This is a genomic window from Methylocystis sp. WRRC1, from assembly GCF_020733155.1.
GTDB lineage: Bacteria > Pseudomonadota > Alphaproteobacteria > Rhizobiales > Beijerinckiaceae > Methylocystis.
On record NZ_JAJFZJ010000001.1, the window covers coordinates 202,145 to 217,875 of the forward strand.

Here is a 15,731-nt window from a genome sequence, read left to right on the forward strand (position 1 = left end):
TCGAATTCTCGCGGAAGCCCCGCTTCGGATGAACGCGTTCCGGAAACTCGATGACGAGCAACCGTTCCGGTCGAGCACGGAAGAACGTTGCGTCCCTTTGCTACGCAGCGAAAACCCGCCCGGCGCGCGCGCTCGAGATCAGGGAGATCAGAATTGTCCGTTCCAACCATCGCAAGAACACGGCAGTCCGAACGCAGCGGTCTCGCGGAACTTTACATGCCGAAGCTGTTGACGGTGCTGAGGGAGGGCTATGGCCTAGCGCAGCTGCGGGCTGACGCGATCGCGGGTCTGACGGTCGCCATTGTCGCGCTGCCGTTGTCGATGGCGATCGCAATCGCTTCCGGCGCGAGCCCCGCGCAGGGGCTTTTCACGGCGATCGTGGGCGGTTTTCTCGTTTCCGCGCTCGGCGGATCGCGTTTTCAGATTGGCGGGCCCGCCGGAGCCTTCATCGTTCTGGTGGCGACGACTGTCGCTACACATGGAATGGACGGCCTGATCCTCGCGACATTCCTCTCCGGCGTGATCATGGCAGCAATCGGCTTCCTGCGGCTAGGAACCTTCATCAAATTCATCCCGTTTCCCGTCACGGTCGGCTTCACCGCCGGCATCGCAGTCATCATTTTCGCCAGCCAGATCAGGGAACTCCTTGGGCTAACGCTTCCTGCGGGCGGAGAGCCCGGGGAACTCCTCGAAAAACTGCCCGTGCTGTGGTCGGCGCTTCCGACGCTCACGCCTGCCGCAATGGGACTTTCGTTTGCGACGGTCGCGGTCATCGTCGGCCTCAAGCAGGTGCGCCCCCATTGGCCGGGAATGCTCATCGCCGTCGTTGCGACTGCGGCGGTCACGGCGGCCCTCGGGCTTCCGGTGACGACGATCGGCTCGAAATTCGGCGGCATCCCCAATGTTCTGCCCGCGCCGAGCCTGCCTGATTTCTCCATCGAAAAAATTCGGGCGGTTTTTCCGGCGGCGGTTTCCTTCGCGCTGCTGGGCTCCATCGAGTCGCTTCTCTCGGCGGTCGTTGCGGACGGCATGACCGGCCGGCGTCATCGGTCGAATTGTGAACTGGTCGCGCAGGGCGCGGCGAATATCGGCGCCGCGCTTTTCGGGGGATTCTGCGTGACCGGCACGATCGCGAGAACGGCGACCAATGTTCGCGCCGGCGCGCATGGTCCGGTAGCGGGCATGCTGCATGCGGTTTTCCTGCTCCTTTTCATGCTGCTTGCCGCGCCACTCGCCTCTTTCATTCCTCTGGCGGCGCTCGCGGGAGTGCTCGCAATCGTCGCGTGGAACATGATCGAGCGGCCCGCCATTGCGGTCCTGCTGAGATCGGGCTGGGGCGACGCCGCCGTTCTGGCCGCGACCTTCTTCCTCACCATCTTCCGCGACCTGACGGAGGCCATCACCGTCGGCTTCGCTCTGGGTTCTGTTCTGTTCATTCACAGAATGTCGCAGGCGACCGAGGTCGAAACCCATATGCCCTACGTCGGCGAGGACGCGCCGGACGACGAGGCGGGTTACGACGAGGCCCGCTCGGCGGATCCCGAAGTCGTCATCTACCGGATCACCGGCGCGTTCTTCTTCGGCGCGGCGGCGTCGATCGGCTCCGTGCTGGATCGAATCTCCGATACGCACCGGGGTCTGATCATCGATTTTTCGGCGGTCCCTTTCCTCGATTCGACCGGCGGCAATGTCATGGAAGGGCTCGCGCACAAGACGCACCACAGGGGTGTGGAGCTTTTCATATCGGGCGCCAATGCCGATATTCGGCGCGCGCTGCTCGCCCATGGCGTGCGTCCGCCGCAGGTGCATTTCGCCGCCACGATCGACGACGCCATGGCCCAATACAACGAAATCTGGCCGAGCCATGCCGCAAGGCCAGGGACTGTAGCGGAGCCGGCGTAGAGCGCCGGCGCCCCATGGGCTGACAAATCCGCCGCGAGGCGCCAAACAGGCGGCGGGAGAAATCACATGACCGACACGAAGCGCGACGCCGTCATCGGCGTCGTCACCGCCTCCGACCGGGCCAGCGCCGGCGTCTACAAGGACGAGAGCGGCCCGGCGATCGAGGCCTATCTTTCCGCCGTGCTGACGACGCCGTTCCGCATCGAGCGGCGCGTTATTCCCGATGGTTTCGAGAGCGTGCGCGACACGCTGATCGACCTGGCCGACAATGTCGGCTGCGATCTCGTCGTCACCACCGGCGGCACGGGGCCGAGCCCGCGCGACCTGACGCCCGAGGCCACGCTCGCTGCCTGTCCGCGCGAACTGCCAGGTTTCGGGGAACTCATGCGCAGCGTCTCGCTGGCCCAGACGCCGACCGCGATCCTGTCGCGCCAGCTGGCGGCGCACAGAGGCAAATGCCTCGTCATCAATCTGCCGGGCAAGCCGGCGGCGATAGAGCTTTGCCTTGACGCCGTCATGCCGGCGGTGCCCTATTGCCTCGATCTCATCGGCGCCGCCTATATCGAGACCGATCCGGCGCGCGTGAAAGCCTTCCGCCCCAAGCCGAAATAACTACCCGTTCGGGTGGGTTTTCATCGCCCAAGGCGACAATCCGCCCGCTTCTCATCCTGCCCCGCCGCCTGTATAGGGAGAGCGCGTTTGAGGGGACGAGTCGTCGCAAGCGCGTCTCGAATTGCGGGCGGGGACTTCCAAAGATGAACGATTTGCGTCTGGTCGTTGTGGGCGCCGCGGGCCGTATGGGCCGTATGCTGACGCAGGTCATCCCCGATACTCTGGGCGTCCGCCTCGTCGCGGCGCTCGAGGCCGAAGGCGCCGCGACAATCGGCGCCGACAGCGGCGCCGCCTTCGGGCAGGGGCCGAATGGCGTTCCGGTGACCAGCGATGTCGCCGCAGCTCTCGCCGGGGCCGACGCCGTCGTCGATTTTTCCTGTCCCGCCGCCACTATCGCCATGGCGAAGGCCGCGGCCGGGGCGGGCGTCGCCCATGTCATCGGCACGACCGGACTGTCGGCGGAAGACCTCGACGCTATCGCCGTGGCGGCGCGGGAGACGGCGGTCGTGCGCTCCGGCAACATGAGCCTCGGCGTCAATCTGCTCGCTGTTCTCGTGGAGCGCGCGGCGCAGGCGCTCGGGCCGGCATGGGACGCGGAAATCGTCGAGATGCATCATCGGCTGAAGGTCGACGCTCCGTCGGGCACGGCGCTGCTGCTCGGCGAGGCTGTGGCGCGGGGCAGGAGGATCGACATTTCCGAACACAGCGCGCGCGGCCGTGACGGCATGACGGGCGCGCGCAAGACCGGCGACATCGGCTTCGCGAGCCTGCGCGGCGGAACGGTCATCGGCGATCATACAGTGTATTTCGCCGGGGCCGGCGAGCGCATCGAGCTGTCGCATCGGGCCGAGGACCGCGGCATCTTCGCCCGCGGCGCGCTGGCGGCCGCGCTCTGGACGCGCGGCAAGGCGCCGGGGCTCTACTCCATGGCCGACGTGCTGGGCCTTTCCGGCCACTGACCTTCACGAGACCCCAATGAGCATGCATCGCACACTCGTCCTCGTCCGGCACGGCCAGAGCGAATGGAACGCCAAGAACCTTTTCACCGGCTGGAAGAATCCCGACCTGACGCCGCTCGGAATAGAGGAAGCGCGTCGCGCGGGGCAGGAGCTCAAGAAGCTCGACCTGCTGTTCAGCATCGGCTTTACTTCGGCGTTGATCCGCGCGCAGCACACGCTGGAGCTGATCTTCGAGGAGCTGGGTCAGTCCGGCGTGCCGACCGTTAAGGACCGCGCGCTGAACGAACGTCATTACGGCGATCTTTCTGGCCTCAACAAGGACGAGGCGCGCGAGAAATGGGGCGAGGAGCAGGTGCATCTCTGGCGGCGCTCCTATGACGTGCCGCCGCCCGGCGGCGAAAGCCTGAAGGACACGGTGGCGCGCGTTCTGCCTTTCTATTGCCAGCGCATTCTGCCGCCGGTGATGCGCGGCGAGCGCGTGCTGGTCGCGGCGCATGGCAATTCATTGCGCGCGCTCGCGATGGTGCTCGACCAGCTGACGCCCGAGAGCGTGACGAAGCTGGAGCTCGCGACAGGCGTGCCGATCATATACCGGCTCAACGCCGACTCGACCGTGGCGTCGAAGACGGTGCTGGAGCATTGAAAATTCTGCAGCGACGCCTCGAGGAGGCGCCGTTGCAGCGTGTCATGATCGCAACACTCCCCGATATTTGTTTTATTGCGTTTCTTTGAAGGTTGCGCGGCCGCCGCGAATCCTAACAAATTGTATACAATGTTTCTCGTTTTCGATTTTATTGCAGAGGGCGTTTCACATGCGCGATTCAAAGTCGCATCCATTCAAGTTCATCGCTTGTATAGCCGCGATCAGCGTCATGGCGTCAGGTCTTGCCGGATGCATTGTTCCGGAGGCGGGCGCGCTGCTCGGTCACGAACGGAAAAAGCGAATACTTTATGACGTCATCCGCGGCGTTCAGTGCGAAATACGCAGGGCGGTAAGAGTTCAGCTCTTCGACGACGGCCGGACGCGGGTCGGCGACCGGTTTGGAGAGAACGGCAAGAGAAAACTCCAATGGTTCGAGAAATGGAACTCCCTGATTACGCTCACATTGCGTATTGACGACAGTATAGAGTTCAATCCCGGCGTCTCGATCAAGACACCGAACATGGTAAATAATTATGTCGGGATAAACGACTTTTGGGACCCCGTGCGCGTTGTCAGTCAGGATTACAGCTTCGGATTCGGCGGCGGAATCAAATATGACACCAGCCGGGAAGACATCGTGACATTCGCCTATCCCTTCAGCCAGTTCGTCGACGAGGAAGACGAAGACCTCAATAAGCCCTGCTACACTATCGGCGGGATCACGATTGAAGCGGACCTGAAGATAGACGATTGGCTCGACGATGTTCTGGAGCCGATAAAGAAATGCGCGTTCCTTGGCCGGGCCGCGCGCGAGCAAGAGACTTCCCTGCCGTTTTCCACCGAAACGATAGCGGCCGACCCTCGCTGCCGCAATACAGAGTTTCCCACCGATCCGATAACGGCGATTACGCATGAAATCGACTTTATCCTTTCCTTCAACGCCAACGCGACGCCGACATGGAATCTCGTGCGCGTATCGACGACGAGTGGAAAACTGTTCGCCGCCAGCAGAACGGACACCAGTCGCCTGCTGATCTCCTTTGGTCCTCCGAAGGACGGCGTTAGCGGGCTTGCCAAAGTCGGCGCGTCGAGGGCGGGGAAAATGGCGGCCTCCGGCCGGTTGGCGAGCACAATCTCGCCCGAGATGATGTATCTGCATAACGCGATCGTCACCGGCAACGCCGTGAGCGATTCCCTGAGGCGCTGACGGTTCCGTTGCGATCCTCTTCGAATCCGCGGCGCGAAGGCGTATGAAGCGGTCAATGATGACCCTCGTCAAAACTTGTCGCTGATGCCCGAAATCGCTCCCGGCGCCTTCCATTATCCTGGCTTTCTCGATGGCCCGGCGCAGGAGGCCCTTGCGCGGGAGATCGCGGAGGTCATCGCGCAGGCGCCGCTCTTCGTGTCGCTAATGCCGAAGAGCGGCCTGCCGATGTCAGTGCGCATGACCAATTGCGGGCCGCTCGGATGGATGAGCGACAAGGACAAGGGCTATCGCTACGAGCCGCGCCATCCCGAGACGGGCAAGCCCTGGCCCCCGATGCCGCAAATGCTGCTCGATATTTGGGACGCGTTGACGGGCTATCCGAAGCCGCCCGAGGCCTGCCTCGTCAACGTCTATTCGGACGACGCGAAAATGGGTCTGCATCAGGACCGCGACGAAGCGGACTTCGACGCGCCGATACTCTCCCTGTCGCTCGGCGCCGATTGCCGCTTCCGGCTGGGCGGTCCGCGCCGGGCCGACAAGTCGATCGCCTTCGTGCTTGCCGCCGGCGATGCGCTCGTTCTCTCCGGCCCGTCGCGCCGCTTTTTTCATGGCGTCGACCGCATCCTGCCGACTGTCCACGCCGAATTGCCGGCGCCGCTCGCAGGGTTGGGCGCGCGGGTCAACCTCACTTTGCGTCGTGTTACATGAGCGCCGACCGCGGATCGCGGTTCAGCTTCGGTTCACTGCGCACGGGATAATCTCCCAACCGTTCGAGAGTCGGGGTCTGGCGTATTGTCTCGGGGCGCACCTTCGTTGTAGTTTCGAAGTCGTCTAAAGAGCGCCACAGAGGCGCCAACTTTTGGCCAGGCGCGTTTCAAGAAAAGGGCGGACGCTGAAGCGGACGCCCAGATGAGGAAAGGAACAAGGATGAAGACGATTTCCCTGCTGACGTTCGCTGCGAGCGTCGCTTTCGCCGCTTCCGCCGGCCAGGCTTTCGCTGGCGGCGACGCCGCGGCGGGCGAGAAGGTCTTCGCCAAGTGCAAAGCCTGCCATCAGGTTGGCGAAGGCGCCAAGAACGCCGTCGCGCCGCAGCTCAACGGCATCGACGGCCGCAAGGCTGGCTCGGTTGAGGGCTACAACTATTCCGAGCCGATGAAGGCCTCCGGCATCGCCTGGGACGAGGCGTCCTTCAAGGAGTTCATCAAGAACCCGAAGGCCAAGGTCCCCGGCACGAAGATGATCTTCCAGGGCCTCGCTTCCGACGGCGACCAGGAGAACGTCTGGGCCTACATCGCCCAGTTCGGCGCCGACGGAAAGAAGAAGTAAGAATCAGGATCTTTCGCGATCCAGAGAAGCGGCCCTCCGGGGCCGCTTTTTTTTGGCGCGCCGCCAGCGCTGTATCGAATTTGCCACAGTCAAGAACAATTACTTTTGTAGGCAATGAAACAATTCCAACAAAGGCGTTTTGACTGCTTTGCGCCAATAGACGGCATCTTTTTACAAGACTTCCAACATCAGCTGGCGCGCGTTGACGGAAATCATATCCTAAGAATACTTGAGAAACAGACCGCAGCTTGAGTCCTGTCACGACTCTTGCGCCAGTTGTTCCTTTGGAGCCCGCCATGACGCCTGTTTCCTTGCCCGCGAAGCGTATTCGTCGCCCCTTGGTCAGCCTCTGCGCGCTCAGCGCCGCATTGGCGATTTATAACGACGCTGCGCGGGCCCAACAGGTTTTGCCCGGTATCGACGTCGGCGGACGCCGTCAGGTTTCAAGGTCGGGAACGCCGCGTGCGGCGGCGCCCAGAACTTCGGCTCCCGCAGTCGCCGCTTCCTCCGGCCCTGCGGTTCCCGGTCCCGCCTCGGGCCCGGCTCCCTTTGTGCCGCCGGGCCAGCATATCTGGCGCGGGCCGACCGGCGTCGTCGGCTATCTGGCGCGCGGCACCTCGACCGCGACCAAGACCGACACGCCGATCATGGACATTCCGCAGTCCATCACGATCATCACGCAGCAGCAGCTCCAGGACCGCAACAGCCTGACGCTGAATCAGGCGCTGACCTATGTGCCGGGCGTGACCGTTGCGCAGGGCGAGGGCCAGCGCGACCAGATCACCATTCGCGGACAACCGACGAGCGCCGATTTCTATACTGACGGCGTGCGCGACGACGCGGAATATTATCGCGACCTCTACAACATGCAGGCCGTCGAGGTCCTCAAGGGCCCGAGCGCGCTGATCTTCGGCCGCGGCGGCGGCGGCGGCGTTGTCAACCGCGTGACGAAGAAGGCTGATGGCGAGACGCTGCGCAACGTGCAGGTGAGCACGGGCAGCTTCGGCCGCAAGCGCGTGACCGTGGATGTGGGTCAGGCCATTTCAGACACTCTGGCCTTCCGCATCAATGGGCTCTACGAGCAGTCATACAGCTACCGCAACTTCTTCGACATGCAGCGGTACGGAATCAATCCGACCTTCACCTGGAAGCCGCTCGACAAGACCTTCGTGACGCTCAGCTACGAGCATTACCACGACGACCGCTTTCTCGACCGCGGCATTCCTTCAGCGAATTTCAATCAGGCGCAGCCGATTCTGGATATCCAGAAACTCGGCTTCACCAACATCTTCCAGGGATATCCGGCTCCGGCGAACAGCTGGACCTTCTTCGGCAATCCCGACGCCAATTACGCCAAGGTCGACGTCGATCGCGCCGCCCTCTTGCTCGACCACACCACGGATTTCGGCCTCAACATCAAGAACCAGACGGTCTTCGCGAATTACGCGAAGTTTTATCAGAACACCTTTCCCAACTCTGCTGTCCAGTTCACGGGCGCCGGCTGCGGCGGCGCAGTTCCGCCCTGTGTGAACATCTCGGGTTACAACAACGAAACGCCGCGGCAGAACATCTTCAATCAGACCGATTTTACATACAAGCTTCAAATGACGCCGGAAATCCTGCACACATTTCTTGCGGGCATGGAGTTCGGCAACCAGAAGTCCGACACGAACCGCAACAATGCGCGGTTCAACAACTTCTTCTCTGGCTCCAGCTCGATCAACACTTTCTATGGCTTCCCGACGATCTGGAATCCGGTTGTCTTCAACAATCCCAGCTTCCGGCGCCATACGGATCTCGATCTCGCTGCCGGCTACGTGCAGGACCAGATCGCGGTCACGAAATATTTCGACGTGATCGCCGGCGTTCGCTTCGACAGCTTCAATCTCAAATTCGTCAACAATCTCCCGAGCGTCACGCCCACCTTCGACAACTACTGGGGCCAGACGATCTACAGCAACAACAATCGATGGTCGCCGCGCTTTGGCCTGGTGTTCAAGCCCTTCGAGCAGCTTTCGCTTTACGGCAGCTACTCGCGCTCGTTCCTGCCTGCCTCCGGCGATCAGTTCACCACCGTGTCTGTCTCGTCGGCGACGTTACAGCCACAGGGCTTTGAAAATATCGAAGCGGGCTTCAAGGCCGAGATCACGCCGCGACTGCTGTTCACGGGCGCGATCTACCAGCTCAACCGCACCAACCAGCCGATCAACGTCAACGCTTTCTATAATGTGCTCACCAACACGCAGACCAACGGCGGCGAACTCGCGCTTGTCGGCTATGTGACGGACCAGTGGGAGGTGTCGGTCGGCTACGGCAATCAGGGCGCCTATGTCACGAGTTCCGACAGAAATGCGGTCCTGTCGCAAATCATCACCGGCAGCAGCAGCGCGCCGTTCTTTACCGAAAAGGGCAAGGTCGTTCCGTCGGTTCCCAAGAACACTTTCACCTTCTGGAACAAATACGACGTGTCCTCGATCTTCGGCCTCAATCCGGGCATGCTCGGACTTGGCGGCGGTATGATCTACAACGACAAGTTCTATGCGTCGCTGGACAACGCCGTGATCATCCCGGGCTACGCCCGCTTCGACGGCGCCGTCTATGTTAAGATCAACGAGAACATTTCCGGACAGGTGAATATCGAAAATATTCTCGGCGCGAACTACTACGCCTCGGCGCACAACAACAACAACATCATGCCCGGCGCGCCGCGGTCGGCCTTCGTGACGATCAACGCGAAGTTCTAGGAAGCGCGCATGAAGCTGGTTGAACCCTCAACGGGTTCTCCAGCACCTCGCGCCACCAGGAGAGCGGCGTCCCGGGCGCTGGCGTCTCGCTTCCCGTCTTGGGATGGACTATAGGAGCGGCGTCAGTCACATCCGTAAACGCGGTGCAGGCGAGGCGATCGGCCTCCCGCGCCGCGCGACGGCTACAAGAGCGCCATGACCCGCCGACCCGACGAAGTATCATCCGACCTCATGCAGCCCCTCGAGACGCTGCCGGTGTTCTATCCGCTTGCCGGCAAGCGGGTCATCGTCATCGGCGGCGGGGAGGGGGCCGCCTGGAAGGTCGATCTCGCCGCCGCCACCGGGGCGCAGGTCGACGTATTTGCGCTGGAGCCTTGCGAAAAACTGCGTGAGATCGCCGCCGGACGGGACAAAGTCGCATTGCATGCGCGACCGGCCGGAGCCGCCGATTTTACCGGCGTGGCTCTCGCTTTCGGCTCGACCTTCGACGACGCCGAGGCGGAGGCCGCCCGCGCCGCGGCGACTGCGGCTGGCGTGCCGCTGAATCTGGCCGACCGGCCGTCGATGAGCGATTTCATCATGGGCGCCATCGTCAACCGCTCGCCCCTCGTGATTGGGGTTTCGACCGGCGGCGCGTCGCCCGTATTCGCGCAGGCCGTTCGCGGGCGGATCGAGTCGCTCGTGCCGGCGACTTTCGCCGCCTGGGCGAAGGCGGCGCAGGCGTGGCGCCCGCAGGTGCTGGCCTCGGGCCTGGACTTTCTCGCGCGGCGCGACTTCTGGCGCCGCTTCACGCGCCTCGCTTTCCGCGACATCGAGCGGGCGCCGACCGACCATGACCGTGACGCCCTGCTGGCCGAGGCGCGCGAGGCCGGCGACGACGCCGCGCGGGGCCGCGTGACTCTCGTCGGTGCGGGGCCGGGCGATCCCGAACTGGTCACGCTCAAGGGCATGCGAGCGCTGGCGGGCGCAGACGTCGTCCTTTTCGACGATCTCGTGCCGGCGAGCATTCTCGATTTTGCCCGCCGCGAGGCGACGCGCATCAACGTGGGCAAGCGGGGCTATGCCCCATCGGTGCGACAGGAGGAGATCACTTCCCTCCTCGTCGAGCTGGCCCGCGCGGGCAAGAATATCGTGCGACTGAAGGGCGGCGACCCGTTGATCTTCGGCCGCGCCAATGAGGAAATCGCCGCGCTGCGCGAAGCGGGTTTCACTATCGAGATCGTGCCGGGCGTCACGGCGGCTTGCGCCGGCGCGGCGGCGCTCGGGGCGTCGCTGACGAGCCGCGAGACCGCCCGCCGCGTGCAGTTCATCACCGCCCATACCAAGGATGGCGAATTCCCCGAGGATTTCGACTGGGGCGCGCTCGCCGACAAGCGCGCCACGACGGCGGTCTATATGGGCAATCGCACATTGCCCACGCTCTCGCGCCGGCTTCTGCAGGAAGGCATGGCGCATGACACGCCGGCCTTTGTGATCGAGCGGGCCTCGACGCCCGACGAGCGGATCATCAAGGGCACGATCGCCGATCTTCCCGAGAAGGTTGCGGGTGAGTCGCTCGTCGGGCCGGTGATGGTGCTGATCGGCTGGGCTTTGGTGGAAAACTAATTCGGTTCTAGTGTGGCGCCTGGCTTTTTTCAGGCGGAGCGCGGGATGCCGATTTCGAGACGCGATATATTGCTGTCGTCAGGCTTTGGCTTGCTGGCGCCGGGCTTTGCCCATGCGCGCGTCAGACCGACGGCGCCGCGTGACGCCGTCGAACGTCATCTTCCCGCTCTCGATCGTCTCGTCGCCGACACGATGAAAAAGACCGGCGTCCCCGGAATGTCCGTCGCGGTCGTCAGTCATGATCGGGTCGTTTATCTCAAGGGCTTCGGCGTGCGGCGGGCAGGGAGCCCGGAGCCAGTCGACGCCGACACGGTCTTTGCGCTGGCGTCGCTCTCCAAGCCGCTGGCGACGACGGTCGTCGCCGGACTCGTGGGCGACGGCGTCGTGTCGTGGGACGACAAGATCGTGCGGCATGATCCGGGTTTCGCGATGAGCGATCCTTGGGTGACGCGCGAAATCACGCTGCGGGACATGTTCTGCCATCGCAGCGGCCTGCCGGATCACGCCGGCGATCTGCTGGAAGACATCGGCTACGATCGCGGTGAAATCCTGCATCGTCTGAGATTTGTCAAACCGGCAGGAGCGTTTCGCGCGTCCTATGCCTACACCAATTTCGGGTTTACGGCGGCGGCGGTGGCCGCGGCCAAGGCGACAGGGAAATCGTGGGAGGAGCTTTCCGCCGAGCGCCTGTATCGCCCTCTCGGCATGTCCAGCACGAGTTCGCGTCATGCGGATTTTACCGCGCGCGCAAACAGGGCTTTTGGCCATGTTCGCAGGAATGGCGCATGGGTCGTTGGCGAGCAACGCAATCCCGACGCGCAATCGCCGGCGGGCGGCGTGAGTTCATCGGCCCGCGACATGGCTGCCTGGCTTCGGCTGCAACTTGGCCGGGGAGTCGTCGAGGGGCGTGAGATCGTGAAGGCAGGGGCGCTCGACGCAAGCCATCGTCCGCAGGTCGTCAGCAAGCCGGCGGCGGATCCGATGACGACCGCTCCGGGATTTTACGGGCTCGGTTGGGACATCGGTTATAACGAACATCCGTTAGTACGGTGGGGTCATTCCGGCGCTTTCGCGCTCGGCGCCGCGACCTGCGTCAGCGTCTCGCCCTCGGAAAAGCTCGGCATTGTCGTGCTGAGCAACTCCTCGCCCGTTGGCGCGCCCGAGGCGATTTGCCGGAGCTTCTTCAATCTGGTCTTTGCGGGGAAGGTTGAAAGGGACTGGCTGACGCTCTTTGGCGGCGTCTTCGCGAAGATGATGCAGCCTGCGTATGGCCGCGACGCCGATTATGCAAAGCCGCCCATCGGCGCCACGCCGCCCGCCGCGCTGTCGGCCTATCTCGGAAATTACAACAACGACCTCTATGGGCCGATAGCTGTTACGCAAGACGTAAACGATCTCGCTGTCAGGATCGGACCGCGACTTACGCCTTACGTTATGCGTCATTATGATGGGAACATCTTTACATTCCAGCCTCCCGGCGAGAACGCCAGCGGCCTGAGCGCTGTGAGATTTACGCTTGACGGAAGTGATAAAGCGACGTCCGTGACGATCGATTATTTCAATGAAGACGGTCAGGGCGTTTTCGTGCGCGCCTAAACCTGTCGCAACAGCGCGAGCAGCCGCTCTTCATTTGGCTTTTGCGCGACCCGAGGCTCGAGCGCGATGGCTCGAAGCGGCGTGGCGACGTCATCCGACAGAGCGAGATGCGTGACGCCGCCGAGGCGGGGCGTCAGCCCGACCGCTTCGGCGAGCGCGAGGAAAATTTCGACGCTGCGGCGTGAATAGTGCAGCGCAATGTCTATGTCGCCCGCTGCGAGGGCGCGGCGCGCGTCTTCCCCAAGCGCAGTGGCGGCGCGGGCTTCATATACATCGATCGCCGTGACGCGATGCCCCGCCGCGCGCAACCCGGCTTCCAGCGCTGCCTGCCGGTCGCGGCCGGCGAGGTAAAGGAAATGCGCCGGTTGAGCATATCGCGCAAGGAGCAGCGGAAGGATCGCCTCGGCGTTACCCGCGACGATATCGGGCCGCCAGCCCCGCGTCTCGGCGGCCTTCGCCGTCTTGGCGCCAACGGCGTGGAGGGGCATGCCCAGCAGAGCCGATATATTCCCCGCGCATTCGACGCCCTTGGCGCTCGACGCCAGCACGGCGTCATATTCGCCTGACGGAATCGTAGCCTCCGTCGCGACGATCTCCAGCACCGGCGAGAGCACGGGCTCGAACCCGAGCGCGCGCAATTTTTCCGATGTGCGCGCAGCGTCTTCCCGCGCGCGCAGCACGAGCACGCGCTTCACATCAGCCCCGCGACGCCATGCGGCAGCTTCAGCACGATCTCATTGCCGGCGTCGGCGCCTATCATCGCGGCGTCGATGGCGCGGCCGTGGCGGCGCACGATCCAGACCTCGCTTCCGTCGGCCTTGAGCACTTCGCCGTAAAAGGAGAGGTCGCGGTCCTTCACGGTTGCATGGCCCGCGATGGGCGTGCGGCATGAGCCGTCGAGCGCGGCGAGGAACGCGCGCTCGGCGAGGAGGGCGAGGGCGGTCGCTTCGTCGAGCAGCGGCGCCAGCGCGGCGCGCGTCTCGGGATCATTGGCGCGGGAGGTGATCCCGATGGCGCCCTGTCCGACGGCCGGCGGAAAATCGTCGAGCGACAGAAGCGCCGTCGCGCGGTCGGCGAGACCGAGGCGCTTCAGCCCTGCGAGCGCGAGGAGCGTTGCGTCGATTTCGCCGCGCTCGACCTTGTTGAGCCGCGTATGGACGTTGCCGCGCAGGAGAGTGGTCTGCACGTCAGGACGGAGGCGCTTCACCTGCGCCGCGCGGCGCAGCGAGGCGGTGCCGACAACGGCGCCGGCGGGAAGCTGATCGAGGGTCACGCCATTGCGGCCGATCCATGCGTCGCGGGCGTCCTCGCGCGGCAGATAGCCGGCGATGACGATCTCGGCCGGCAGATGCGTCGGCAGGTCTTTCGAGGAATGAACCGCGAGGTCGATGTCCCCGGCGATGAGGGCCGAGTCCAGCTCCTTGGTGAAAAGGCCCTTGCCGCCCGACTCCGAAAGCGGCCGGTCCTGAATCTGGTCTCCGGTCGTCTTGATGATCTCGATCGCGAAATGATCCTCGGCGACGCCATGCGCTTGTGCAAGCGCGGCCCGGACCATATGGGTCTGCGCGAGCGCAAGCGGGCTGCCGCGCGTGCCGATGCGTAGGCTTCTGACCGTCATGAACTTTCCTGTGTAACGAGTTGCGCGGGACTATAGGGGCGCGGGCGGGAAGGGCAAGCCGCAGACGCGGGGAGATATCTGTGACCACAAGCGCCGCCGACGAACGCCAGAGCGCCTACCGCTGGGCCGTGCTGGCCCTCGCGACCCTCGCGCAGACGGGCGGGTGCTTTCTGGTGCAGGGGCTCGGCGCTCTGGGCCCGACCCTGCAGGCGGCCTTCGGTCTGGATGCGGCGCAGGTGGGGCTGACCATGTCCGCCGCGCAGACCACGCCGATTGTGGGGCTGCTCGTCGCCGGACTGCTGCTCGACCGGTTCAGCGAGCGGATCATCGTCGGCGTTGGCGCGACAATGGTCGCGGCTTCGCTCTTCGGCGCCGGACGCGCGCAGAATTTCAGCGACGTTCTGGCCTGGCTCGTGGTGGCCAGCATCGGCTATTGCACCGTGCAGCCGGGCGGCGGGAAGGTGGTCGCCGCTTGGTTTTCACCCGCCACGCGCGGCTTCGCCATGGGGATCAGGCAGGCGGGCCTGCCGCTCGGCGCGGCGCTGGCGGCGCTGATCCTGCCTGCGGCTGCGGCGCGACATGGCTGGCGGGCGGCCTTCGAACTCGGGGCCCTCGCCGCGCTCGCGAGCGGCTGGTTGTTCGCGTTTCTCTATCGCCCGCCGCCGGACCCCTTGCGGGAGCGCAAGCGAAGCCACGGTCACTGGCGGGAGCGGCTCGCGGAACTCGCGCCGCGACTGCCGCGGATCGTAACGCCCGGCGTTACGCTTGTGACTGTGCAGTTCTGCATCACCGTCTACCTGCCGCTGGATTTGCGCGACCGTTTCGGCATTCCGGCCGAGACCGGAACGAAACTGCTTTTCGTGGCGCAATTCGCAGGCGCGATCGCCCGCATAATCCTCGCCGCCTGGAGCGACCGCAGCCGCCGCGGGCGCTTCTTCCCGCTGGCCATGAGCATGGGTGCGATTGTCGTCGGAATAGCGGCCTATATCGCAGCGCCGGGCGCGTCTTTGTGGCTCGTCGCGGCGCTTGCGGCGTGGCTCGGCTTCTTCGGCTTCGGCTGGTACGGGCCGTGGATCGCGCTCGTAAGCGAGGCCGCGCCACGCGGCGGAGTCGGTTTCACGATCGGCTTCGCGATGGCGATCAATCAGGTCTTCGTGGTGCTGGCGCCGCCGGCCTTCGGCGCGCTGCGCGATGCGACGGGGACTTTCGCCTATGGCTGGGCGGCCATCGCCATCGCCGTGCTGATCGCGCTGCTGAGCCAGGCGCGGGTCTTCAGTCGGCGCTCGGAAGGCGGCGGATGACGAATTCTATACGTCCGTCGTCGAGTTCGCGCCAGAATTCGATCTCGGTCATATAGGCGGCCTTGGGGTAGCGGTCGAACCACTCACGCGCCTTGGCGCGGGCGTCCAGACGCGGGAGCGTGAAGGTCTCGCGCCGCCAGCCGTCGCCGCGCGCGCGGCTTCTTTCGCCGAGCCGACGGGCGATGTCCCGGGGGGCTTTCATTACGCTCATACCGACG

General features: G+C 64.2%; 14 protein-coding genes. 11 read left to right on the forward strand and 3 right to left on the reverse strand.

The features are described 5' to 3' along the window. Positions 1-216: 216 nt before the first annotated feature. The 10 genes from LG047_RS00990 (at position 217) to LG047_RS01035 (ending at position 12,594) form a co-directional block, all read left to right on the forward strand. A complete protein-coding gene (locus LG047_RS00990) occupies positions 217-1,902 on the forward strand; it encodes a SulP family inorganic anion transporter (protein WP_227968392.1) in 1,686 nt (561 codons plus the stop codon). Positions 1,903-1,968: 66 nt separating this feature from the next. Continuing rightward, complete coding sequence (gene mog, locus LG047_RS00995; protein ID WP_227964599.1) at positions 1,969-2,514, forward strand: molybdopterin adenylyltransferase; 546 nt, start codon at positions 1,969-1,971, stop codon at positions 2,512-2,514. A gap of 143 nt (positions 2,515-2,657) precedes the next feature. Further along, positions 2,658-3,473, forward strand: a complete 816-nt coding sequence (gene dapB, locus LG047_RS01000; RefSeq protein WP_227964601.1) for a 4-hydroxy-tetrahydrodipicolinate reductase — start codon at positions 2,658-2,660, stop codon at positions 3,471-3,473. Positions 3,474-3,489: 16 nt separating this feature from the next. Beyond that, positions 3,490-4,116, forward strand: coding sequence for a 2,3-bisphosphoglycerate-dependent phosphoglycerate mutase (locus LG047_RS01005; protein WP_036281264.1), 627 nt, complete (start codon positions 3,490-3,492; stop codon positions 4,114-4,116). A gap of 169 nt (positions 4,117-4,285) precedes the next feature. Next, entirely contained in the window at positions 4,286-5,323 is a 1,038-nt protein-coding gene (locus tag LG047_RS01010) for a hypothetical protein (protein ID WP_227964603.1), read from the forward strand. A gap of 84 nt (positions 5,324-5,407) precedes the next feature. Further along, a complete protein-coding gene (locus LG047_RS01015) occupies positions 5,408-6,031 on the forward strand; it encodes an alpha-ketoglutarate-dependent dioxygenase AlkB (RefSeq protein ID WP_227964605.1) in 624 nt (207 codons plus the stop codon). Positions 6,032-6,250: 219 nt separating this feature from the next. Continuing rightward, on the forward strand, positions 6,251-6,649 hold the full coding sequence (locus LG047_RS01020) for a cytochrome c-554 (RefSeq protein WP_036281268.1): 399 nt from the start codon (positions 6,251-6,253) through the stop codon (positions 6,647-6,649). A gap of 296 nt (positions 6,650-6,945) precedes the next feature. After that, entirely contained in the window at positions 6,946-9,393 is a 2,448-nt protein-coding gene (locus tag LG047_RS01025) for a TonB-dependent siderophore receptor (protein WP_227964607.1), read from the forward strand. Positions 9,394-9,588: 195 nt separating this feature from the next. Then, positions 9,589-10,998 (forward strand): siroheme synthase CysG, encoded by a 1,410-nt coding sequence (gene cysG, locus LG047_RS01030; RefSeq protein ID WP_227964609.1) that lies wholly within the window; start codon positions 9,589-9,591, stop codon positions 10,996-10,998. A 45-nt stretch (positions 10,999-11,043) separates the two neighbouring features. Continuing rightward, entirely contained in the window at positions 11,044-12,594 is a 1,551-nt protein-coding gene (locus LG047_RS01035; RefSeq protein ID WP_227964613.1) for a serine hydrolase, read from the forward strand. Here LG047_RS01035 and LG047_RS01040 read toward each other — a convergent pair. Both LG047_RS01040 and hemC read right to left on the reverse strand, forming a co-directional pair. Then, positions 12,591-13,289, reverse strand: coding sequence for a uroporphyrinogen-III synthase (locus LG047_RS01040; RefSeq protein WP_227964615.1), 699 nt, complete (start codon positions 13,287-13,289; stop codon positions 12,591-12,593). The genes LG047_RS01035 and LG047_RS01040 overlap by 4 nt on opposite strands. After that, positions 13,286-14,212 carry a hydroxymethylbilane synthase gene (gene hemC, locus LG047_RS01045; RefSeq protein ID WP_227964618.1) on the reverse strand — a complete coding sequence of 309 codons (927 nt, stop codon included), beginning with the start codon at positions 14,210-14,212 and terminating at the stop codon, positions 13,286-13,288. The genes LG047_RS01040 and hemC overlap by 4 nt, the downstream gene beginning before the upstream one ends. An 80-nt stretch (positions 14,213-14,292) precedes the next feature. Between hemC and LG047_RS01050 the strand changes: the two genes are divergently transcribed. Beyond that, a complete protein-coding gene (locus LG047_RS01050) occupies positions 14,293-15,513 on the forward strand; it encodes an MFS transporter (RefSeq protein ID WP_227964621.1) in 1,221 nt (406 codons plus the stop codon). Here the strand turns inward: LG047_RS01050 and LG047_RS01055 are convergent. Continuing rightward, a complete protein-coding gene (locus tag LG047_RS01055) occupies positions 15,485-15,724 on the reverse strand; it encodes a hypothetical protein (RefSeq protein WP_227964624.1) in 240 nt (79 codons plus the stop codon). The genes LG047_RS01050 and LG047_RS01055 overlap by 29 nt on opposite strands. Positions 15,725-15,731: the final 7 nt, after the last annotated feature.